The sequence below is a fragment of the Persicirhabdus sediminis genome, from assembly GCF_016595495.1.
Taxonomy (GTDB): Bacteria; Verrucomicrobiota; Verrucomicrobiia; order Verrucomicrobiales; family Akkermansiaceae; genus Persicirhabdus; species Persicirhabdus sediminis.
Genome location: NZ_JAENIM010000039.1, coordinates 506,607 through 528,359, shown reverse-complemented (window position 1 = coordinate 528,359; position 21,753 = coordinate 506,607). Strand labels below are relative to the sequence as shown.

Sequence of the window (21,753 nt, the reverse complement as noted above, 5' to 3'; positions counted from 1 at the left end):
AAAATTGGTGGGGTTTACGACCAGAGGGAAATTACGCCCCGATCTGAGTGCGCCCTGAGAGCACAGCGCCCTCTTCCATGCTCAGCATCTTAGTTTTGATGTCACCGTCGAGGCGTGACTTAGACTTCAGCTCACAGCGGTTTGAAGAAATCGTTCCTTCAACGCGGCCGAATAACTTTACATCACCAGCTTTCACGTCACCTTTCACACGGGCATTTTCGCCGATAGTGACTTTACCTGACTCCGAGATGATTTCGCCATCGATGATGCCATCGATAACCATGTCGTTTGAGAACTTGATGGTACCTGTAATCTCGATACCGCTTGCGAGAACGTTAGTTGCATTGGCCATAACTACACTTTATTTGCCCTGAGATTATTCAATTAGCAATCATAGATTTCACTTTTTATTCACTCGTCAAAACCTGCCTCACCAGCCGAATAAATCACCACATGCTGACACACAGCCACATGTTCGGCCGCGACAGGCAAAATCGTCGCATTTTACCACACTTCACACTTCACAAGTCGGCGCTGACGCGCCAGAGTGCGGGTCATGAGCCAAGCCCACATTGATGTTAAATATGTAGCCGATCTGGCACGCATCGAACTTAGCGATGAAGAACTGCAGACATTCCAAGGACAACTCGAGGCCATTCTCGGCCACATCGAGCAACTACAAACTGTAGACGTTGAAGGCATTGAGCCAACTGCGCACGCATCACCTGTATTTGATCGCACCCGCCCAGACGCCCACCGCCCAGGATTTGGTCCCGACATTTTGATCAAGAATGCCCCTGACTCAAGTGGCGATCAACTGCGCGTCCCAAAAGTGGTTGACGCATAATTTCTTCTCATTCACACGCATATCCATTTCTCTTTACCATGTCACTAGCCACTGAAACCATCGCCTCGTTGCGTAAAAAACTTCTCGCTGGAGAAATTACGTCCGTTCAGATCGTCGACGACATTGCAGCTGCGATTGAAGCCAAAGACGGCCAAATCGATGCCTACAATAACTATAACATCGAAGCTGCACGCGAAGCCGCGCAAAATGCCGACCTCAGCTTGCCTCTCGGCGGCATCCCAATTGCCATCAAAGATAACATCAACGTTATCGGCGAGCCAACTACTTGCGCATCTAAATTCCTCGAAGGCGCCTACAACTCACCATATGACGCCACGGTAACCGCAAAACTTAAAGCAGCTGGCGCCATCCCGCTGGGCCGCACCAACATGGATGAATTTGCCATGGGCTCAACAACGGAAAACTCAGCTATCAAGGCAACCAAAAACCCACACGCACTCGGTCACGTGCCAGGCGGGTCATCTGGCGGTTCAGCTGCCGTGGTTGCAGCTGATACAGCGATCGCCTCATTAGGCTCCGACACCGGCGGCTCAATCCGCCAGCCAGCTAGCCACTGTGGCGTCGTTGGTCTCAAGCCATCATACGGACGCGTTTCTCGCTACGGCCTCGTTGCCTTTGCCTCATCATTGGATCAAATTGGCCCAATGACCAAATCCGTGGAAGACGCGGCGCTCATTCTCAATGCCATCTCGGGTGAAGATAAAGCTGACTCAACATGCCTCGACGCTGAAGTGCCTGATTTCACCGCCAACCTCGGCGAAGACATCGCTGGCATGAAACTTGGTGTGCCAGCTGAATTCTTTGGTGAATGGCTCGACGAAGGGGTAAAAGCCAACATCGACGCCGCCATCAAAAAACTCGAAGACGCCGGCGCTGAAATCGTGCCAATTTCTCTACCAAGCACACAGTACGCCGTTGCCACCTACTATATCATCGCACCAGCTGAAGCGTCATCTAACCTGTCGCGATTTGACGGTGTACGTTACGGCAACCGCGCAGACAAACCAGAAAACATGCTCGACCTCTACCGTCGCAGCCGCGAGGAAGGATTTGGCCCAGAAGTCAAACGCCGCATCATCCTCGGCACCTACGTGCTATCATCTGGTTACTACGACGCCTACTACACCCGCGCGCAGAAAGTTCGCACATTGATCCAGCGCGAGTTCACTGAGGCATTCGAAAAAGTTGACGCCATCGTCACTCCGGTCTGCCCTACTGCAGCCCCAGAGTTTGGCCAAGACTCCGACAACCCACTGCAGCGCTACCACGCCGACATCTGCACGATTTCTGCCAACCTTGCAGGCATCTGCGGCATCAGCGTGCCATGCGGCACTGTAGACAACGCTACCGGCGAGAAACTTCCTGTTGGATTGCAGATTCTCGGACCACATCTCGGCGAAGCTGCCGTACTCAAAGTGGCCGCCAACTACGAAAAACTTCGCTAGTTTTTTTCAAAAATTCCGAATCTAATCAAATCGGGTGTTGTTTTATACCAACACTCGATTTATTTTTTCTCCCGCATCCTTTGTCTATCCATACCGCTAACTAGACAATACACACCTAAACTATGAATCGCTTTCTACTTACAATCTCACTGTGCTGCCTGCTGACTCCATCAATTTTACCAGCTCAATCACAGGAGAAAAAATCAGCCAAACAGTCATCGTTAGCAACTATCGGCGCGGTAGAAACCGTCGTCCTGCTGAAGACCGAGCACCGCGTCCAACTGGAAGCACGCATCGACACCGGCGCAGAAACATCATCTATCACCGCTAAGAACATCGAAGAGTTTGAGCGCGATGGCAAGCCGTGGGTTAGATTCACCATCGAACATAAAGATCAGAAAACGACTATGAGCGCGCCACTTGTACGTACAGTAGAAATCAAGCGCCACGGCGCTGAAGGCGTAAAGCGCCCAGTCGTTAGACTGCAAATCGCCATGGGCAAGATCCGCTCTAACACTGAGTTTTCACTCACCGATCGCAGCAAGTTTGAGTACCCAGTACTCATTGGCCGCAGCTTTCTCAAAGGTGTAGCCATTGTGGATGTCGCCGGCGACCACCTCACACACCCTATCACTCAAGAAGAACTCCAGAATGAAAACTAAAAACCAGCTGAGGCTCATCGTCCTCATCCTCGTCTTATTAGGCGGTGGAGCAGCTCTCTATAAATATTTTGTATTAGGATTCTCATTCACACCAGACAGCCGCGTCAAAGTCTGGGCGATTGAAACCAAGATCACCTTTGAACCCAACAAGGTGGACGGCGAAAAACTCGCCTCAGTCGTCAAACTCAACCGCGCGATGAATGTGGAGAATTTCTCCGTCATCGAAGAGCGTAATATTGCCAAGAACTACCAGTTCAGCAGCGATCAGGATAAAGATGGCACCCATACACTGAAATGGATCAATAGCAATACGCCAGCGGAAACGCAGACGATCTACTACCGCGTTAGCGCCTACCGCACCGACGAAGACAGCACCATCACCACCGAAGCGCCACCAAATACACGCGCCCTCATCATTTTTGAAGGTGCCGATGAAGAAGCTGCTAAAATCATCGTCGACCAACTCAAACAGCAATATCATAAAAAGCCTGTCGAAATGGCGAAAGCCCTCGCCAGCATGATGAACATTCAGGAGTCTGACAGCATTAGACTACTGCTCAATAAATCATCTGAATACGGCGGCATCATTACCCTAACTAGCGGATTGCTAAACCAAGCCGGCATCCAGGCGCGCACCGTTCAAGCGCTACTGCTAGAAGACAATGCCAGAAACCGCAAGCTCACCACCATGCTGCAGGTTTACAAAGATGGCGACTGGATCTTGCTAGACCCAAAAACAGCTCAAATCAAAAACGAAGACGACTACCTGCTGTGGCTCGTTGGCAATGAATCACTCTTCGAAGTTGTTGGAGCTAAAAGATATACGAGCAATCTCACATTTTCCACCAACTCCAGCAACGTGCTGGCTAGCCGTGCCTCACTGGGCGCCGGCCACAAAGCTGGAGCAATGCTGATTGATTTCTCAATCTACTCGCTACCAATCGCCCAACAGAACACCTTCAAACTTCTACTACTTATTCCGCTAGGCGCATTCGTAGTTGTTGTCTTGCGTAACCTCGTTGGCATCTCCACATCAGGCACCTTCATGCCTATCCTCATTGCCATGACTTTCCTTGAAACCTCACTGGTTTGGGGTCTTGCGCTCTTTGTTGTGGTAGTTGCTGTTGGTCTTGTGCTGCGTTCCTACCTCAGCCACCTCAACCTCTTATTGGTGCCACGAATCTCCGCGGTCTTGGTATTTGTAATTATCATCTTTGTGACTATCAGCGTGCTCTCTATCAAACTCGGCTTTGAAGCTGGCCTGCAGGTCACCATCTTCCCGATGATCATCATTTCATGGACGATCGAGAGAATGTCGGTGCTGTGGGAAGAAGAAGGACCGCGAGATGTTTTTGTTCAAGGTGGCGGCAGCCTATTCACCGCTGTGATTGTCTACTTTGTCATGAGTAATCCATGGCTTGGCCACATCACTTATTCATTCCCTGAGCTCCTGCTAGTACTGCTAGCGACCATCATCTTGATCGGTAGCTACTCAGGATACCGACTGAGTGAACTACGTCGCTTTGAACCAATGACCCGCGAGGACTAAGCCTATGTTTCGCCTAACCACACCGTCAAAGCTGAGAAAGCGCGGCATCATTGGCATGAATCACAGAAATGTGGTCTGCATTGCCCAAAACAACCCGCGTAAACTCTACCCAATGGTAGATAACAAGCTGATCACTAAAAAGCTTTGTAAAGAAGCCGGCATCGCTGCGCCTAAGTTGATAGGCACAGTGAAGACTCAGTCTAACGTCAGAGAGTTAGAAGAATTCCTCAAAGACGACCAAGCCTTTGTTATCAAACCAGCCAAAGGATCTGGCGGCAAAGGCATCTTGGTCATCACTGGTCGCGATGGCAAAAACTTCCTCAAGCCAAGCGGCGCGGTAGTCACCCCTGCAGACATCCGCAACCACGCGTCATCCACCATCTCAGGGCTATTCAGCCTAGGTGGTGCACACGATGTGGCGATGATTGAGGAGTTGGTAGAATTCGACAATGCCTTTGATGGCTTCTCCTATCAGGGAGTTCCAGACATCCGCATTATCCTCTATCACGGCTATCCGGTAATGGCGATGACTCGCCTATCAACTAAAGATTCTGACGGTAAAGCCAACCTTCACCAAGGTGCTGTTGGGCTGGGCATCGACATCACCACAGGCAAAGCACTGCGCGCGGTGCAGCACGGTCAAATGATCACCCATCACCCAGACACCGGCAAGGACCTCAACACCTTCGCCGTGCCACAGTGGCTGGATTTCATCACTCTAGCGAGTCAGTGTTACGACATGACGGGACTTGGTTACCTCGGCGCCGATGTGGTGCTGGATGCCAAAAAAGGCCCACTCATTCTCGAACTCAATGCTCGCCCAGGCCTTGCCATTCAAATGGCTAACGGCATGGGCATGAAAACACGTTTCGATCTAGTTGAAAAACAACTTGATACCGAGCGCAACTTTCAAGAACGCGTCGAGTTCTCAATGAAGCATTTTGGCCAATAGACAAAATTGCAGCAATATCCCCCAGCTAGCTAGCTGGCGCACAGTGCGCTAGCCAGCAAACAATCCTCGCTAATACGCCACGCGGCGACATGTAGATGATGCAAGATAACGATAAGGCTGGGGCCAAGAAAAAACCCAACAAAACAACGAGACCAACGGCACCAACAAAAGCCGAAACTGCGCAATACCCGCCCTTCCCTGGGCTAAGCCCTAGCCAGATCATCGTTCCCAAAACCCCAGCTGAATGTGACGCCGCCGTCAAAGAGATGATGGCAGCGGGCACGCTGGGATTTGACACGGAAGCCAAACCAACATTTCGCGCTGGCGAAAAAAGTCAGGGACCACACGTCGTGCAGTTTGCCCTCGCCGACAAAGCGTACATTTTTCAACTGCACCTAAGCTGCTGCGAAAAAGCGGCCTCTGAGCTGATTGCTGCCGAGCACGTCTGCAAAGTTGGTTTTGGGCTAAAAAACGACCGCGGGCAAATCCTTCATCGACTAGGCATCACGCTCACTAACGAGCTAGACCTCGACCTCACCTTCCGCAAGATGGGCTACCGCGGGCAGATTGGTGTACGCGGCGCCATTGGCGTCCTGCTAGGCCAAGGGTTTAAGAAATCAAAATCGACCACAACTAGCAACTGGGCAAAAAAAGAACTCACCCAGTCACAGCTGCTGTATGCAGCTAACGACGCATTCGCCGCCCTCGTGGTGATGCACGCGCTGCAAGAACAAGGGCAGCTAGAGCTGAAATAATTCTCCAGCTAGAGTTTTCTAGCTAGAAGCTAACAAGCAATCACGCCAGCTGGAAATACCCAGCTGACAGCCCATTGCTAGAATCTCGCGCAAATCACGGCATCTCCACCCACACGCTCTTGAGGTATTCCTCGCCGCGGTATTCTGGTGGCATCATCTCGCTAGTCACCTGTGCTCGCGGTACCGCCTGACTGATCATTTTGGTGAAATGATGCAGTGGCAACTTGCGGCAGTTAGTGCTGCAAAGCATCCAGCCGCCGGGCTCCAGGCATTTGGCCGCCAGCTCAGCCAGCGTGCCATAATCTTTCTCCACACGGAAAACTTTCCCTTTATCGTCGCGCGAAAATGTTGGTGGATCGAGAATGATGCCATTGAACTTTCTCCCCTGACGCGCAAATCGCTTCAACCAATGAAAGGTATCCCCTTTGCAGAAATAATGCTCAGCTGGATCCAGCTGGTTGAGCTGCATATTTTCTTTTGCCCAGTCGAGATACGGTTGTGACAAATCCAGCGTGGTTGTCTGCGCGCCGCTCACCGCCGCACATACAGAAAAGGCACCCGTGTAAGCAAAAGTATTAAGCACTTTTTGCCCAGCTGAGCTGCGCTCGATCACCCGCTGACGGTTTTCCCGCTGGTCGAGGAAGATCCCCTGCGAATATCCCGCCTGAAAGTCGATTTTATAACGCACGCCATTTTCCATCGCGGTGAATGGCTCATTCACCGCTGGACCCGCCAAATGGCTCGGACTTTCCTTCTGATGTTGGTCCAGCTGCTTCCAATAAACTGATTTCCCCGTCGTCTTAAAATACTCGCGCAGGTCGCTTGGCAAGCTGCCAGTACGCGTAGAAACCAACCAATGGTCGGCAAAACAGTCGAGAAATAGGTCGCTCAAACCATCACCCTCACCATCAACCAGTCGCAAGGCATTGGTTTTGTGTGACAAAAGGCTCGTTCGCTTTTCGATAGATTTTTTCAGTAATTCGCGCATCGCTGCATTGCAATCTCATTTTATTCTCATATCATCCAGCTCGAAATGCAGGACATCAAATTATCTTTAGATCAGGCCGTTGCTGGCGGCCAACTTCTGGAATCCTCTCGCGAAAACATCATCGCGCTGCTCAATGGCACCATCAGCCCTGTAGCAGAAGCCGCCATCCGTGAACTTATCGACGCTGGCGAATGGCAAGAACTCAACGACCGTTTCTTCAAAACTCTCGCCTTTGGTACGGGTGGCTTACGCGGCCGCACCATCGGTAAAATCATCACCAAAGCCGAGCAAGGCGAAGGTGGCCCACTAGATCGCCCAGAGCACCCATGTGTGGGTACTGCGAGCATGAACTTCTACAACGTCGGCCGCGCCATCCGTGGACTGATCAAGTACGTCAAAGACTTCAAAGAAGCTAACGGCGGCGACAAAGGTAGCATCGTTCTCGGCTGCGACTCACGCCACTTCTCCAAAGATTTCGCAGAATTCTGCGCCAAACTTTGTAATGACCTTGGAGTAAATGCCTACCTCTTCGAGTCAGCTCGCGCGACTCCTGAGATCTCATTTGCTATCCGTGAACTCAATGCCGACGCCGGTGTCGTTCTCACAGCTAGCCACAACCCATCTCACGATAACGGCTTCAAAGCCTACTTCAACGAAGGCTCACAGCTGGTAGATCCGCACGCATCTGCAGTGATCAACGAAGTGAATGCTATCGACAGCGAGAAATACGAACCACTTCCAGCTGACCAACAAGGCACCACCACTCTGATCGGTGAAGACCTCGACAAAGTCTACATGGACAAGCTGGAAAGCTTGCTGCTGCGCCCACAACTTCTCGAAGGTGCGCGCACTAAAGTGGTATTCACCAACCTTCACGGCACTGGCGGACTCATCTCCGTACCCATGCTCGAGCGCCTCGGCTTCGAAGTCATCACCGTGCCTGAGCAAGACGCGCCAGACGGTCGCTTCCCAACAGTCGACTCACCTAACCCAGAAAATGCTCCTGCACTTGCTATGGGCATCGCATTAGCAGAAAAAGAAGGCGCTGAGATTGTTATCGGCACCGACCCAGACTGCGACCGCATGGGCATCGCCATTCGCAACGACGAAGGCAAAATGGAAATCATCACTGGTAACCAAATTGGTTCACTGATGGCATGGTACCGCACCATGGCTATGTTTGAAGACGGCATCATCACCGACTCTAATCGCAGCCGCGCCGTGCTCATCAAAACTCTGGTTACTACCGAGCTGCAAGCTGCTATCGCCGAGAAATACGGCATCGGCATCATCGACACGCTGACTGGCTTCAAATACATCGCAGCTAAGTTAGAGAAATACGAAAACGCCATTCCAGCTGACAAAAAAGGCAACTACCGCGAACTCAGCGAAGAAGACTCACGCGCGCTGCGCCTCGAGTACTCACGCTTCTTCGTATTCGGTGGCGAGGAAAGCTACGGCTACCTCGGTGCAGATTTCGTACGCGACAAAGACGGCAACGGAGCCGCTGTGATGTTTGCTGAAGTAGCTGCTTACGCGAAGAGCCAAGGCAAGAGCATCGCTGCTCTGCTAGACGATATCTACAAAGAGTTCGGCTACTACCTCGAGCAAGGTAAAGCACTGGTCATGGAAGGTGCCGACGGCGCTGCACAGATCAAATCGCTAGCCACTTCATACTCAGCAACACCACCAACAGAGCTTGATGGCGTAGCTGTAACTAAAGTGCGCGACTACTCAAAAGACGACTTCGAAGACAGCGAAGGTGATACTCTGCCAAAAGAAGGCATGATCATCGTTGAGCTGGCTGATGGCCGATCATTTGCTATCCGCCCATCTGGCACCGAGCCTAAGATCAAGTTCTACTTGTTCGGAAAAGATGAGCCAGCTGCTGACCTCGCAGCTAGCAAGGCTAAAGTAGCCGCTGGACTCGACTCACTCTGGGCCGCTCTGGAAGCAGACGCCAAAGCACGTCTCTAATCTAATTCATCGATAGGCACTCAGCTAGCTGGCTGAGTGCCTTTCTTTTGCCTTCATACTAACAACTCCACACCCATTCCCCACATCATGGCTAACCTAGCTGAGGAAAAATCATCAACCGCGCCTTCAGATAAAGCAGAAGAAAAACCATCACGCTGCAGCCCAAGATCTTATCTACCATTGCTAGGCGGCCTACTCAGCGGCGTTCTGCTGGCCATGTGTTTTCCTAACTTCGGCTACTCTGGGCTGATTTGGTTTTGGATGTTGCCATTGATTGCCGGCGTCTGGTGCGCACGCAGCAAAAAACAAGCCTTCTTCATCGCCTACCTCAGCGGCGCTGTTTTCTGGCTCATCAACCTGAAATGGTTATGGACCGTTAGTGGACTCGGCGCCATCGCGCTCGGTCTATTTCTCGCCATCTATTTTGGCATCTGGGGAATCTTCGCCAGCTCGTGGGGCAACCCGTGGCGCAAATCGCCTAACGACGACGGTGATGACTCCAGCCAGACAGTTAGCAACATCGAGCGCAAGATGGCAGCCAAGCAATTGTCATCAACTAACAAGCCCGCTTATTTCAAAAACTCATTACGTTCGATCTACTACGCTTTTCTCAATGCCTCATTCTGGGTGGGCCTTGAATGGCTACGCGGCTGGCTCTTCACTGGCTTCAGCTGGAACACACTCGGTGTCGCTTTTCACGACAACCTCGTCATTGCTCAAGCTGCCGACCTCATCGGCCTGATTGGCCTATCATTTCCCGTTGTCTTTGTTGCCTGCACGCTGGTCACCACCATCCAGCGCATGCTCAGCGAGGCGCACAAAGGGAGATTCCGCCCCCACCTCGACTTCGCCGCTGGCGTCGGCCTCATCGCCGTGATTTTCTGTTATGGCACGCTCAGAATCCAATCTATCAAACAGCTAGAAACCACCCCAGTTGATGTTTTATTGGTGCAGGAAAATACCTCACAGGAAGTGAAATGGGATCCAGCACAAGCTAACAACATCTACAACGGCTATGTAGAATCTACCGAAAACGCCATCAGCCAGCTAGAGGAAGACGCACTGAAGTCACTCGCCGAACAAACTGATGAAGATGGCCACGGGCAAGTCTCACTGCGCTCACCAGACCTCGTCATCTGGCCGGAAAGCGCCATTCTCGACTGGCTGCTCTTCTCCAAACAAGACGGCTACATCCTCCAACATCGTGTTGATCACCTGCTGAAAAATCAAATCCTGCCGCTGGGTGATTTTTCTCTCATTTCTGGCGCGAATCAGATGGAAGTCACCCTCGATGGCGAGCGCTATCACGGCGTGGAAAATGGCGACAGCTACAATGCCATGGCAGTTTTCCCGTCCGATCTATCAGGAATCCAAGCCTACCAAAAAATCCACCTCGTCATCTACGGCGAATACATCCCATTCGTCAATGACATGCCCTGGCTGGCCAAGTTATTTGAATTTTCATCTGGCCAATCATTTGGCGGCAATTTCTCAGCGGGCACGTCCACTGAGCCGCTAACAGCCGAATCTAAAGGTGAACCATTCCAAATCATCCCAGCCATCTGCTTCGAAGATACCGTGGGGCGCGTCACTCGCAAATTCTTCCGCGCCAATCAGCCCCAGCTGATTGTTAATGTCACTAACGACGGCTGGTTCCTAGAAAGCGAATCTAACCAACAACACCTCGCCAACGCGCTATTCCGCTGCATCGAGCTGCGTCGCCCGATGGTGCGCTCAGCCAATACCGGCGTCTCAGCCATTATCACCACTACCGGATCGCTGCTAGATCCAGTCAGCGGCAAGCGCCAAGTCATCGAAGACGAAAATGGCTCACCATTCACCCGCGGCACCCTATTTGGCACCGCCTATCTGCCCACAGCCGGCCCGCTCACCCTATACGCCCTCATCGGCGATACCATCGTCATCGCCATGCTCTTCATCCCGCTCGTCATCGCCGGCATGAGACAAGTGCTCAAAGGGTAGCTACAAAAGCCAACTAATCAACGGCGCTGAAGGCGACTAAGAACAAAGCTCAGGGCTTCAGCCCTGAGATAACGCCCCAAATATCAGCACCCTGAAAGGGTGCCAGAAGACTGCGTTGAATCGGTTGAGATTCATCGCAAAACTACAAACACATGCGAGCTGGCTTCAATCACCCCAGCATTTCTGTTAGGCTGGCAATTTAATGCTTCAGACAGTCCTGACAGTTTTATTCAGCGGTATAACAAACGACCAATATAAGGATTGAACATTTTCTAACTCTAATATATCCACCAAGAAGGCTCCCGAAGAAATCTGTTATTGATCAGCCTACAGCTTATCAAACAGATAATATCATTACCTATCACCCTATCAAGAATCACCACCTAAACAACCAATCCCATGAAAAAGGTCATCATCATCACCCTAGTCGTAATCGTCATCACCCTTGTGGGCGGCGGAGTTTTCACCCTTTCCAAGCTCCGTGAGCGAAAGGCAGCCATGGTAGAATTGCAAAACACCAGCTCAGTTAAATCACTGTGGGGCGCAATGATCGCGGGAAAAGACATCAAACAAATCAGTGATATTCCCGGCTACCAAAATTTGCGCTTCAGCTCATCACACGGAGAAGAAGACTGGCTCTTTTCGCCTAATGGCTTTGGTATATTAGAAGATGGCCGCAAGGTGCTCTTCTTATCGCCTAGAGCAGTCAATGGTAATCTCGTAGCAGCCGGCCACAGAGGCAGTGCATTTGTCGTTAGCGTAGAAGATGCCAAAAAGTCTCTAGACCTGTCACAGGTCAAACTCTAAATGACTCTTAGAGTAGCATAACAACCTCTAACTGAAGGTGGTTTTATATTTTTAAGGCTTCTAATCACCTATATCCACCAGCCTAGAAACACAGCCTCTCTTTAAGCAACGATACCTTGTAAGAAGGAACCCAATACCACAAAAAATGAACGAAGATACGCCCGCCAACTTTGAGCCAGATGCAAAAATGCAACAGCTAGCCACCAATAGTGCCAATAGCGCCATTGAGTTTGCTCGGTCCAGCGGCCTCACCTTAGACCAATCGGATGCTAGCATTGCCGTCATTGAATCCATTCTCGACTCACTTCACAAACAAATCAAAGAAGCGAACCCTAGCGATGAACAAATCACTTCCTATTCTCGGATGTTAGGATGCTATCTAGGAGAAACCTTCCGCATCAATCACGGAGCAACATGGGGGCTAATTACCCTAGGAGAACAACGCATGCCAGGACTCCAATTCACAAGTGGCTCGGGACAATTCTGGCCATGGGTCAAGGTCCAGCAAAGGCTCGTAGATGGACCTGCTCATAATGTTGTAAATTACTACAACATGCTGCTAGAGCAAACTTCCCCCAGCAGTTAAGGCGGCAAAGAACAAAGCTCAGGGCTTCAGCCCTGAGATAACGCCCTTAACTAACCGTGCCCTTAAAGGTGTGATAGAAGACTGCGTTGAATCGGTTGATAGCCATCTATTGGACCAAATACAAAATTTCAACACCCCTACTCAGCTGGAGCAAGGCTCTATAATACTAACAGTACTCGTAACCTACATGCGCCAGCCTGAAGTACCCTTCCAGCTCGTCGGCAAAGTCAGCAATGAACTTTTGGAAAGATTCGCGAGTTTGCATTTCAGGGTCTTTAAAATCCATTGGCTCGTATGTGAATGACGCCACAATGAAGCGCCCTCTGGATTCACCACATAGCATGTAGGAGTGTTTTGGATAAATCCCTTGCGATGAATCAAAGCGCATGAAGGCCTGCCCCGTTACAAGCGTCTCGGCTTTAACTCCCTTCACACGACCCAGCGAATCTAATATCGACTGGGCCGTTTTGCTTTTATCAGCGGCTTGGTCTACATCGAAGGTATTGACATAAACATCACCTTCTTCCATTTGTCCATAATACATGCAGCTATCTTCCTCTAGCTTCGGAATGCCGCGTTTTTCAGGAGGTGGCGTTAGCTGCCATTCGGCAGGCAAAGGAAAAACCACTTTCCCGCATGGCGGGATAAAAGATTGTAGTGCCTTCATGTTAATCAATCTTAATAATGCCTTAGGCACCTTTTCCCTTAGCTAATGATTTCACATATGCCCTTAGATCCGCCGGCAAACCATCTTTCGGGGTTTCAAGATACGTCATCGGCTTTAGCTGCACACCCTTCATTTTGAGTTTGCTCACCTCGGCAACAAGCTGCTCAGGAATGACCATATGCTGGAGGTCCGTCAGCCTCACCTTGTCGAACTTCACGCCTGGTGCACATATATATTGATCACCCGTGGCATAGTAGAGTGTATCCCCGCATTCTTCACAGCACCTGCACTTCACCTGATCATCGCCGCGGATATTTAGCTCCTCGCTATCCATCAAGCCTTTCCAGCCCTTTGCCCTCCCTCTCTCAAATTCCACATCAAAGACGATAATGGTCTCACCTAGATAATCCTGCACCAATTCATACAGGTCAGAGTGCACGAGCACCAACGAGCCTAAAGGAATATTCGCCTTCGGGAAACATTTGGGTTTGCCGCCTTGCATAATGAGCTTTCTATCCATAGCTGGCAAGGCCTCTGGCTTCACGTGATAACATGATCGACAAAGCCTCAAATCATTACCGAAACTTCTGTGTGATAAACTTTGGGGGTCATCTATTTTGTTATATAGTACAGTGATCATGCTTTTGTGCTTTATTTGTTCCTAGTAGCCTAGCATCTATCAGCTGATGCGCCTGACTTATAAATAATCCCTATCTTCATATTCGCTAGATTAGAACTAAAATATTTAGCAGCAACTAAACTAAGTTAGATTAAAATAAATTGGACGAACCTGCCCCTCTCCCCCCCATCTAGCGAATTGGCTAGCCTTCTATATAATCATTCCTACAAAAGCATTATCTTGGAATGTGAACACTAACTCCACCCAGATGGTGAACTCCTTCAGAGTTCGTCTTCTGTTTTACCCTCCCCTGGGGTTGCTTTGCCCATTCTGGGCTGCCTTACCGCAGGCTAGGCAGTGTAGCGCCGTTGACGTATTACCAAGACAGAGCGCCCAACTGGGACAACTTAGCTATCCGCGGCTCTGAAGAAGGCGGCTAAATACAAAGCTCAGGGCTTCAGCCCTGAGATAACGCCCCTACTAACCGCACCCTGAAAGGGTGCTAGAAGACTGCGTTGAATCAGTTCCGATCCACAGCAAAACTACAAACACCTGTGAGCCCAAAACTCGCACCTACAACGAACCTGCGGGCGAACCTTAGGGCGAAGCCCGTACCAGCAGCGAGTCTGCGAGCGAACCTTAGGGCGAAGCCCGCACCAGCAACGAGCCTGCGAGTGAACCTTATGGCGCAGCCCGTACCACTAGAGCCGCTTACGATTCCACGCGACGATCTCGTCGTACTTCACGCCTTTGCCGCCGAAGATGTCGAGCGCGCTGCCCACGGTGACGTCGACTTTACCATCACTGCTATTTTCGATGAGTTTAACGTCATCCATAGTCGCTACGCCGCCAGCATAAGTCATCGGCACGCCAGCCCAACTGCCGAGCACTTTGACAAGCTCGGCATCGATGCCGCCGCATAATCCTTCAACGTCAGCGGCATGGACGAGATATTCGTCACAGTATTCCGCTAGAGTATCTAATGTCATGGCGGTAATATCGATGTTAGTGAGTGTTTGCCAACGGTTCATGGCTACCGTCCAGCCAGATTTGGTTTTGCGGCAGCTAAGGTCTAACACGATGCGCTCTCTACCCACTTCTCGTTCAAGTTCTTTGAGGCGATTTTCTAGCAGCTGACCTTCATCATTAAACAACCATGAGGTAACGATGACGTGGCTAGCACCGGCTTCCAGCCAGCTGACTGCATTTTCTACCGAAATGCCACCACCTACTTGCAGGCCATTTGGCCATGCGGCGAGCGCGTCACAAGCGGCGTCGAAATTTCCCGGTCCCAGCTGGATGACATGGCCACCGAGAAGATTATCGCGGCGGTACATGGCGGCAAAATCTGCCGCGCTTTGATCGGAAACAAAATTCTCTTTCGGTCCAGCGCCTTCGTCTTTCAGGGTGCCGCCAACAATTTGTTTCACTTTTCCTTGGTGCAGGTCAATGCAAGGTCGAATCATGCTCATCTCGCCGCCAGCTAAATCCGCCAGCTAGCTAGATGCAAGTGAGAAGTCAGAATTTGCCAGCAAGTAAGCTGGCCCAGCTGGCTGACATCCTCGCGGCACAGCTAGCTCGCCGGGCCATATGTTTGTGTTGAAACTATTAGCTAGCATGCGTGGCTTGCATCTAGTAGCAGAATGGATTAGTGCTGACGCGCAACGCCCCCAGCGCCACCCTAACTATCACCGCTTCACCATGGAATTCAACGAAGGCATTCTTCAAGTCGACTCATTTTTTGCCGTCACTCTCGGCATCTTAGTTTTGTTTATCGGCCGCCGCATTAATAGCGCCGTCAAATTTCTTACCGAATTCAGCATTCCGGGACCAGTTACAGGCGGCTTGTTAGTCTCCGTTCTCATTGCCGCCATCTATGGCATTACTGGTGTGGAAATTGCCTTCAGTCTAGCCGCGCGCGACATTCTGCTAATTTACTTTTTCACCACTATCGGCATCAATGCCAACCTCAAGGATCTGCTCAGAGGTGGCAAACCCTTACTCATTTTGCTAGCCATCACGATCGGCTACATGGTGATACAAAACCTAACTGGTGTCGGTGTTGCTCGGCTATTTGACCTGCCTACAGCCGTCGGCATGCTCGGCGGCTCGGTCTCATTGATTGGCGGTCATGGCACCGCAGTGGCTTGGGCACCAAAAATGGCCAGCGACTACGGCGTGACTAATGCCGCTGAGATTGGTGTCGCCTGTGCGACTTTTGGCCTGATTCTAGCTAGTTTGATGGGTGGACCGATTGCCAAACTTCTCATCAACAAACACAAGCTAGTACCACGCAAAAACGAGCCGCTAGATGTTGGTTTCGCCCACGACGACGATGGCAAACCAGCTGAGACTATGGATCACATGGATTTTCTCGACGCCATTCTAGCCATTCATGCATGTATCATCTTCGGCTTTGGTATTGATAAGGTGATTTCCTCAACTGGCTTGGACCTGCCATTTTTTGTCAGCTGTCTATTCGCCGGCATCTTGATCACCAATTTGGTGCCCAAAAGCCTGCCTCGACTCACTGGCACCGCGTGGCCAGCGCGCAAACCATCTATCGCCATGCTGGCTGATATTTCCTTAGGCACCTTCCTCGCCATGTCTCTAATGAGCATGCAGCTGTGGACATTGCTAGATCTAGCGGGACCAATTTTCACCATCCTCGCTGCGCAATTTGCCATCGCCATTGCTATCAACATATTCGTCGTCTTCCCTGCCATGGGCAAAAACTACGACGCCGCAGTCGTCTGCTCTGGCTTCGGCGGCATCTCGCTGGGGTCCACCCCAACAGCGATGGCTAACATGTCCGCAGTGACCAAAGAATACGGTTCATCCCACCTCGCCTTCATCATCGTGCCGCTGGTCTGCGCATTCTTTATCGACCTCGCCAATGCGATTTTGATTCCCTTCTTCCTCACTAACTTTTAATTTCCCGCCATGATCATCCACACCGTCATGTTCTCGCTCAAGCATCCAGCTGGCTCCGCTGAGGAGAAGTCATTCATGCTCACCGCCAAGGCGCTGGCCATGCTGCCGATGGTCCAGGGGCTACAAGTACTGCGACAAGTCAGCGAGAAATGCGAATACGACTTTGCGCTGAGCATGCAATTTGCCGACCAATCCGCCTACGACGCGTACCACGTGCATCCGGGGCACGTCACCTTTGTAGAGAAAGCGTGGAAATCGCAGGTGGAGAAATTTCAGGAAGCAGATTTTGCTCTTTACCAGTGAGCACTTGAGATTCCGCGAATTTGAGCTGGCCAATCGCATTATCCTAGCGCACTAAAGCGCCAACTCACCAGTTAATAACACTATGTCTGCACCTAAAAAACAAGACCCAGAACTGACCAAGGAACGTGAAGAAGCATGGATCGGCGATGGTGTGCTAGCCATTTATGTACGCGAGTACATCCTGCGTGAGTTTAACAAACTCGACGGTGAAATGTTTGTCCGCTTCACATCTAACGATTTCCTTAGAGTGAAAGGCAACCCAACATCCGTGGAAGCGGAAATCGGTCGCATTTACAAAGCCGACGGACTGCAAGCTGGCTTCGACTGGATCGAAACCAACCTTCTGCCAATCTTCATCATGCAGGAGAAAAATTACCAGAAAAAGCAGTCCATGAAACGTGGCCGCAAAGGGTAACCGAGCTCAATAGCCAACATTACAAACTATCACTTTCAGCCAGCTGGTCACCAGCTGGCTCATTTTTTGCCTCTAACTCACCCCCAGCAAACTCAGGCTCTCACCGGTAAATATCATTGCCAACTAAGCTAACGTTTCATATCGTTAGATCATGCGTAAGGAATTGGAATCTCTGACCAGAGAAGTCAAAGAGGAAAAAAGCCAACAAGAACAAAATATCCACCGGCTATGGGCCAAACCATTAGGCGAGCGCATCGATAGCTGCCGAGCATTGGGGAATCTGACCATTGCTGAAATTGATAGCAAAAACCAGCAAATCCACTTTCACCCACCAGCTGAGGATTTCGCCCTATTCCGTGAGCAGGAACCACTACGGCTCAGCCGCAATGATCCAGCAGGCAACTACTTTCAGGTGATATTTTTGGGTCTCACCAACAACGGCCTCAGCGTACAATGCCGCCAGCTGGAGGATTTTGCATTTAATGAAAAATCTGGCTGGTCACTGGACGAAGATTTCTTTGACCTATCCCCTTTCTACCTGCGGGCGATTGAGTCCTTAGCTGAAGACGCCCATGGACGAGATCACGTGTTCCCTGTGCTGTTTGAGGATCAAACTAACGAAGAATGCAGCGACACATATAGCGATGTTGCTGAATCGCTAGACAATGACGAGAACGAACTCAATGATAGCCAAGTCGACGCCGTAGCTACCGCTTTAGCATCCAGCCCGTTCCACCTTATTCAAGGCCCTCCAGGAACAGGCAAAACACATACGCTAGCGCAATTGGTAGACCAACTGGTGATACACGGGCATAGAATCCTAGTCACTGGATTCACCCACCGCAGCATTCACAATGCGCTGATAAAAATCCAACAACTGGTCGATTCAAACTGCCCAGTGGTTAAGATCTCGCCACCCGTTGTTAGCGAGCGGCTCCCTTTCCCTGTCTACGATGATTTTTCAGCCAGCGGCTTAGATTTAGAAGATGGTCCATACATCATTGGCGCTACACCATTTGCACTTGCGTCACGGCGCCTATCTGCAGCTAGCTTCGATAGTGCGGTGATTGATGAAACTAGCCAGCTCACCATACCCGCTGCTATCATGGTGATGATGAAAAGTGATAGATGGTTTTTCTTTGGTGACCAATGCCAGCTGCCCCCAGTTTCACATATCCATAGAGATAGCCCACGGGACGCATCCATCTTCGGCAGACTAGTCAAACAGTCCAAGCCAACCAAGCTGGACACGACTTACCGCATGAATGACGAGCTCACGGAGTGGCCGAGTGAGACATTCTACCAAGGTGAGTTAGAATCAGCCAATCCAAACCACAGGCTGCCGCTCAAACAAACCCCGCGCAATTACCGTGAGCTTATTCAAACTGAATATTCATTAGTCAATGTTAGCAGCGCCTTTGACGACAGCCGATCAAGAAACGATGATGAAGCTGATCTCGCAGCAGACATTACGCTGAACCTTTTAGAGTCTGGGATTCCAGCTAAAGAAATTGGCATCATCACACCATTTCGCGCGCAAGCCAGCCGCATCCGCCAGCTACTGCGCCACAGTGATAGATTTCAGGTGAAATTTCCCAATGCCTACCATGAAATTGGTGTCGACACCGTGGATAGATTTCAAGGACAAGAACGTGAAGTTATCATTTACAGCTTCACCGCATCGGATAGCGAATTCATTAGAAAATTAGATAACTTCATTTTCCAATCTGAGCGGCTAAATGTAGCAGTCACCCGAGCACGCAGCCTCGTCATCCTTCTGCACTCGGCGAATTTACGCAGACACGCTGAGACCATTGCTGACTACCACGAGCCAGCAGCTGTTTTCCTCTCACTACTCGCCGCGAGCCGTGAGATTTCACTCCACCCCACCCACGAACATTCCAAATAAATGGCACGCGTTTTTCCTGAAAAAATCCCAGCTGGAGTCAGCTTGGAAATTGCACGCACACATCGCAGCTTCAAGAAGCTTCCAGATGATTTTTGCGTCTGGTTCTCGGTTCTAGCTGACCGCGACCTAGCTCACAAGCAACCGCACTTTCTCATCGTCTACCAACAGAAGTTTGCCTTTTTGGTACAAGTGGCAGCCACCAGCCAAGAGTTAGCTGAATCTGTCACTCAGAGCGAGCTATTCCAGCCAGAACAGACTATTGAGGCCAAACACATCGGTGAAAATGAAGTGCAAATTTTACACGAATTTTCCAGCCAGCTGGCACAATCAGGCAATACAAACATGCCCCTTCATCGCATGGTCGTATTCCCTAACGTAAAGCAAAATACGCTAGACACCTTAGCCGTCGAACGAGGCGACATGGAGGTGAAATTTCTCTGCCTCAAATCACTTAACAAAAAATCATTCAGCCAGCACCTCAGCAAGATTGCCCATGCTCAGCTAGACCGCAACGACCTCCACCAGCTGCGCCAGCATTTCGCCCCAGAATCAGTCATTCCCGAGTCTGTAGTTGCGCGCTCACCGCTGGCCCCAAAACAAAAAAATACTCAGGTTGATCGTGATCTCAACTGCACCATGCTCGATCTCGACCAAGAATGGTGTGTCAAAAATAACCTCTACCTGCCAGATCCAGCTGAGAAAATTGCTCAGCAAATTCCCGAAGGTGACACAGCTGGACAGTCTGATAAAAATCGCCAAGGCCAGCTGGTAACTGGTGTAGCTGGATGTGGCAAATCATTGATCCTGCTCTACCGGGCGATGCTAAATGCCAAACTCAACCCCTCGGCTAGAGTCTTGGTACTCACTCATAACCGGCCTATCAACAACGAGCTAAGGAGGAAGTTCACCCAGCTAGACGGTCACGCAAAAAATATCCAGTGGTTAACCTTTTTCCAGTGGGCAAGCCGCTGCATTGGCAGGCAAGAAGAGAGTGTGATAGGCCCTCACCGATGCGAGCAACTCCTCGCGGAGATATGTGAAAAATCAGACTCCAACTTCACCAGCTCGTTCTTGCTAGACGAAATTGGTTTCATCAAAGACCACAGTCTAAGACACGAAAATGATTATCTGGAAATTTCGCGAGCTGGCCGAGGTACCAGCCTACAAGCCAGCCAGCGCAAACAAGTTTGGCAGCATTTCCGTGAATACCAGCACAAACTCAACGATAGAAAACTCATCGACTGGCACGGTGTGGCCATGCGTTTTCACATCGCCGCGACTACAGGAAAGTTAGATTTTCCCAAGTACGATTGCATCCTCATCGATGAGGCGCAATTTTTTGCCAAATCATGGTTAGACATCGTACGTCTAGCCATCAAGCCGCATGGCCAGCTGTTTATCTCAGCGGATCCAACACAAGGGTTTCTGAAGCGTCGCCAGTCGTGGCTATCTAGCGGAATCGACATCCGTGGCCGCACAACTAGGCTTCGACAAGCATACCGCAATAGTCAGTCGGTGCTCAAATTCGCTAGATTATTTCTACTATCAAGAAACCAGCAAGATGCTGATGACATCGAAGATCTAAACATTCCCAGCCAAGAACAAATCGATGGTATTGAGCTTGTCGGTAGAGAACCATCAGTCATTTATTGTCCAACGTTACAAGACTGCCACCTGCGCGCAGCCAAGGAAATCGCCCAGCTTAGGCAAAATGGTCACCCGTATGGTCAACTGCTAGTGCTGCATACAAAAAAATACGAACTAGATCAATTTGCCAACCTGCTAGGCAAATTGCTAGACGGCGCACACCACCTACATTTCGCAGAACGTGGTCCACAGCCAGCCAATGCATTTTGCCAGCTGAGCACCATTAATGCAGCCACTGGTTTAGAAGCCAGTACAGTGTTTATTCTGGGCATAGACGCACTTCTTGATCTGGAGTCATCTCCACTGCTAGACAACGATGAATTGCACGACCTGCACCAGAAGCATACTCGGCAGATCTACATGGCTATCACACGCGCGAGCCAAAACTTAGTTATTATTAGCAATGACTACAAACGCAGTAAGTCATTAGAAAAGTTAGCTAAAGCGACTGATCAGAGCATTCAGTCGCACCTTGACCAGTCATTGATCAAATGAACGTGCTCAGAAAGCTGGCCAGATCTACAAGGCTAAGATTAAAAATAAATCTATCTATCCCCCAAATACCATTGCCAAGTCACATATAAGCTACTGACCCTCCAGCTGAGTCTGTTTCTTTGTACGCCACGATGCCTGTGGGGTGGTAGCTGGCCTAGCTGGCTCAGCTGGATTGATGATACAAATAAGCCG

At 50.4% G+C, this 21,753-nt stretch carries 20 protein-coding genes; 15 read left to right on the top strand and 5 right to left on the bottom strand.

The genetic code is table 11. From position 1 onward, the window contains the following. Positions 1 to 31: 31 nt before the first annotated feature. Positions 32 to 352, bottom strand: a complete 321-nt coding sequence (locus tag JIN82_RS09670; protein ID WP_200311424.1) for a bactofilin family protein — start codon at positions 350 to 352, stop codon at positions 32 to 34. A 204-nt stretch (positions 353 to 556) separates the two neighbouring features. Between JIN82_RS09670 and gatC the strand changes: the two genes are divergently transcribed. From gatC to JIN82_RS09640, 6 genes are all read left to right on the top strand, one after another. Then, the gene (gene gatC, locus JIN82_RS09665; protein ID WP_200311423.1) at positions 557 to 847 is read left to right on the top strand and encodes an Asp-tRNA(Asn)/Glu-tRNA(Gln) amidotransferase subunit GatC; all 291 of its coding nucleotides are present in this window, start codon (positions 557 to 559) and stop codon (positions 845 to 847) included. 38 nt (positions 848 to 885) lie between these two features. Further along, positions 886 to 2,313, top strand: coding sequence for an Asp-tRNA(Asn)/Glu-tRNA(Gln) amidotransferase subunit GatA (gene gatA, locus JIN82_RS09660; RefSeq protein ID WP_200311422.1), 1,428 nt, complete (start codon positions 886 to 888; stop codon positions 2,311 to 2,313). A 122-nt stretch (positions 2,314 to 2,435) separates the two neighbouring features. Then, positions 2,436 to 2,975, top strand: coding sequence for an ATP-dependent zinc protease family protein (locus tag JIN82_RS09655; protein WP_200311421.1), 540 nt, complete (start codon positions 2,436 to 2,438; stop codon positions 2,973 to 2,975). After that, the gene (locus JIN82_RS09650) at positions 2,965 to 4,524 is read left to right on the top strand and encodes a UUP1 family membrane protein (protein WP_200311420.1); all 1,560 of its coding nucleotides are present in this window, start codon (positions 2,965 to 2,967) and stop codon (positions 4,522 to 4,524) included. The genes JIN82_RS09655 and JIN82_RS09650 overlap by 11 nt, the downstream gene beginning before the upstream one ends. A gap of 4 nt (positions 4,525 to 4,528) precedes the next feature. Continuing rightward, positions 4,529 to 5,476: an alpha-L-glutamate ligase-like protein gene (locus JIN82_RS09645; protein WP_200311419.1), complete on the top strand. Its 948-nt coding sequence runs from the start codon at positions 4,529 to 4,531 to the stop codon at positions 5,474 to 5,476. A gap of 95 nt (positions 5,477 to 5,571) precedes the next feature. Continuing rightward, complete coding sequence (locus tag JIN82_RS09640) at positions 5,572 to 6,231, top strand: 3'-5' exonuclease (RefSeq protein WP_200311418.1); 660 nt, start codon at positions 5,572 to 5,574, stop codon at positions 6,229 to 6,231. A 94-nt stretch (positions 6,232 to 6,325) separates the two neighbouring features. Here JIN82_RS09640 and JIN82_RS09635 read toward each other — a convergent pair whose 3' ends face one another. Next, positions 6,326 to 7,219, bottom strand: coding sequence for a class I SAM-dependent rRNA methyltransferase (locus JIN82_RS09635; RefSeq protein WP_200311417.1), 894 nt, complete (start codon positions 7,217 to 7,219; stop codon positions 6,326 to 6,328). Between the two features lie 45 nt (positions 7,220 to 7,264). Between JIN82_RS09635 and JIN82_RS09630 the strand changes: the two genes are divergently transcribed. From JIN82_RS09630 to JIN82_RS09615, 4 genes are all read left to right on the top strand, one after another. Then, a complete protein-coding gene (locus JIN82_RS09630; protein WP_200311416.1) occupies positions 7,265 to 9,196 on the top strand; it encodes a phospho-sugar mutase in 1,932 nt (643 codons plus the stop codon). A gap of 36 nt (positions 9,197 to 9,232) precedes the next feature. Continuing rightward, positions 9,233 to 11,179 (top strand): apolipoprotein N-acyltransferase, encoded by a 1,947-nt coding sequence (lnt, locus tag JIN82_RS09625; protein WP_325099488.1) that lies wholly within the window; start codon positions 9,233 to 9,235, stop codon positions 11,177 to 11,179. 399 nt (positions 11,180 to 11,578) lie between these two features. Continuing rightward, positions 11,579 to 11,986: a hypothetical protein gene (locus tag JIN82_RS09620; protein WP_200311414.1), complete on the top strand. Its 408-nt coding sequence runs from the start codon at positions 11,579 to 11,581 to the stop codon at positions 11,984 to 11,986. 145 nt (positions 11,987 to 12,131) lie between these two features. Then, positions 12,132 to 12,572, top strand: a complete 441-nt coding sequence (locus JIN82_RS09615) for a DUF3806 domain-containing protein (protein WP_200311413.1) — start codon at positions 12,132 to 12,134, stop codon at positions 12,570 to 12,572. 166 nt (positions 12,573 to 12,738) lie between these two features. On the opposite strand, the gene JIN82_RS09610 is transcribed toward JIN82_RS09615, so the two are convergent. The 3 genes from JIN82_RS09610 to hisA all read right to left on the bottom strand — a co-directional run bounded on the left by JIN82_RS09610 (position 12,739) and on the right by hisA (position 15,330). Continuing rightward, complete coding sequence (locus JIN82_RS09610; RefSeq protein WP_200311412.1) at positions 12,739 to 13,239, bottom strand: hypothetical protein; 501 nt, start codon at positions 13,237 to 13,239, stop codon at positions 12,739 to 12,741. Positions 13,240 to 13,261: 22 nt separating this feature from the next. Continuing rightward, on the bottom strand, positions 13,262 to 13,759 hold the full coding sequence (locus tag JIN82_RS09605; RefSeq protein WP_200311411.1) for a hypothetical protein: 498 nt from the start codon (positions 13,757 to 13,759) through the stop codon (positions 13,262 to 13,264). Positions 13,760 to 14,559: 800 nt separating this feature from the next. Then, positions 14,560 to 15,330 carry a phosphoribosylformimino-5-aminoimidazole carboxamide ribotide isomerase gene (hisA, locus tag JIN82_RS09600; protein WP_200311410.1) on the bottom strand — a complete coding sequence of 257 codons (771 nt, stop codon included), beginning with the start codon at positions 15,328 to 15,330 and terminating at the stop codon, positions 14,560 to 14,562. 229 nt (positions 15,331 to 15,559) lie between these two features. Between hisA and gltS the strand changes: the two genes are divergently transcribed. The 5 genes from gltS to JIN82_RS09575 all read left to right on the top strand — a co-directional run bounded on the left by gltS (position 15,560) and on the right by JIN82_RS09575 (position 21,561). After that, the gene (gltS, locus tag JIN82_RS09595) at positions 15,560 to 16,792 is read left to right on the top strand and encodes a sodium/glutamate symporter (protein ID WP_200311640.1); all 1,233 of its coding nucleotides are present in this window, start codon (positions 15,560 to 15,562) and stop codon (positions 16,790 to 16,792) included. 9 nt (positions 16,793 to 16,801) lie between these two features. Further along, positions 16,802 to 17,095, top strand: coding sequence for a Dabb family protein (locus JIN82_RS09590; protein ID WP_200311409.1), 294 nt, complete (start codon positions 16,802 to 16,804; stop codon positions 17,093 to 17,095). A gap of 82 nt (positions 17,096 to 17,177) precedes the next feature. Beyond that, entirely contained in the window at positions 17,178 to 17,510 is a 333-nt protein-coding gene (locus JIN82_RS09585) for a ribonuclease III domain-containing protein (RefSeq protein WP_200311408.1), read from the top strand. 151 nt (positions 17,511 to 17,661) lie between these two features. Further along, positions 17,662 to 19,419 carry a DEAD/DEAH box helicase gene (locus JIN82_RS09580; RefSeq protein ID WP_200311407.1) on the top strand — a complete coding sequence of 586 codons (1,758 nt, stop codon included), beginning with the start codon at positions 17,662 to 17,664 and terminating at the stop codon, positions 19,417 to 19,419. After that, complete coding sequence (locus JIN82_RS09575) at positions 19,420 to 21,561, top strand: UvrD-helicase domain-containing protein (protein WP_200311406.1); 2,142 nt, start codon at positions 19,420 to 19,422, stop codon at positions 21,559 to 21,561. Positions 21,562 to 21,753: the final 192 nt, after the last annotated feature.

Bases quoted from the DNA above. Each gene is read 5' to 3' on its own strand.
- gatC (WP_200311423.1), top strand. From the start codon at position 557: ATGAGCCAAGCCCACATTGATGTTAAATATGTAGCCGATCTGGCACGC.
- JIN82_RS09580 (WP_200311407.1), top strand. From the start codon at position 17,662: ATGCGTAAGGAATTGGAATCTCTGACCAGAGAAGTCAAAGAGGAAAAA.
- JIN82_RS09615 (WP_200311413.1), top strand. From the start codon at position 12,132: ATGAACGAAGATACGCCCGCCAACTTTGAGCCAGATGCAAAAATGCAA.
- gatA (WP_200311422.1), top strand. From the start codon at position 886: ATGTCACTAGCCACTGAAACCATCGCCTCGTTGCGTAAAAAACTTCTC.
- JIN82_RS09585 (WP_200311408.1), top strand. From the start codon at position 17,178: ATGTCTGCACCTAAAAAACAAGACCCAGAACTGACCAAGGAACGTGAA.
- JIN82_RS09645 (WP_200311419.1), top strand. From the start codon at position 4,529: ATGTTTCGCCTAACCACACCGTCAAAGCTGAGAAAGCGCGGCATCATT.
- JIN82_RS09575 (WP_200311406.1), top strand. From the start codon at position 19,420: ATGGCACGCGTTTTTCCTGAAAAAATCCCAGCTGGAGTCAGCTTGGAA.
- JIN82_RS09655 (WP_200311421.1), top strand. From the start codon at position 2,436: ATGAATCGCTTTCTACTTACAATCTCACTGTGCTGCCTGCTGACTCCA.
- JIN82_RS09620 (WP_200311414.1), top strand. From the start codon at position 11,579: ATGAAAAAGGTCATCATCATCACCCTAGTCGTAATCGTCATCACCCTT.
- JIN82_RS09590 (WP_200311409.1), top strand. From the start codon at position 16,802: ATGATCATCCACACCGTCATGTTCTCGCTCAAGCATCCAGCTGGCTCC.
- JIN82_RS09635 (WP_200311417.1), bottom strand. From the start codon at position 7,219: ATGCGCGAATTACTGAAAAAATCTATCGAAAAGCGAACGAGCCTTTTG.
- JIN82_RS09605 (WP_200311411.1), bottom strand. From the start codon at position 13,759: ATGGATAGAAAGCTCATTATGCAAGGCGGCAAACCCAAATGTTTCCCG.
- JIN82_RS09650 (WP_200311420.1), top strand. From the start codon at position 2,965: ATGAAAACTAAAAACCAGCTGAGGCTCATCGTCCTCATCCTCGTCTTA.
- hisA (WP_200311410.1), bottom strand. From the start codon at position 15,330: ATGAGCATGATTCGACCTTGCATTGACCTGCACCAAGGAAAAGTGAAA.
- JIN82_RS09640 (WP_200311418.1), top strand. From the start codon at position 5,572: ATGATGCAAGATAACGATAAGGCTGGGGCCAAGAAAAAACCCAACAAA.
- JIN82_RS09610 (WP_200311412.1), bottom strand. From the start codon at position 13,239: ATGAAGGCACTACAATCTTTTATCCCGCCATGCGGGAAAGTGGTTTTT.
- gltS (WP_200311640.1), top strand. From the start codon at position 15,560: ATGGAATTCAACGAAGGCATTCTTCAAGTCGACTCATTTTTTGCCGTC.
- JIN82_RS09630 (WP_200311416.1), top strand. From the start codon at position 7,265: ATGCAGGACATCAAATTATCTTTAGATCAGGCCGTTGCTGGCGGCCAA.
- JIN82_RS09670 (WP_200311424.1), bottom strand. From the start codon at position 352: ATGGCCAATGCAACTAACGTTCTCGCAAGCGGTATCGAGATTACAGGT.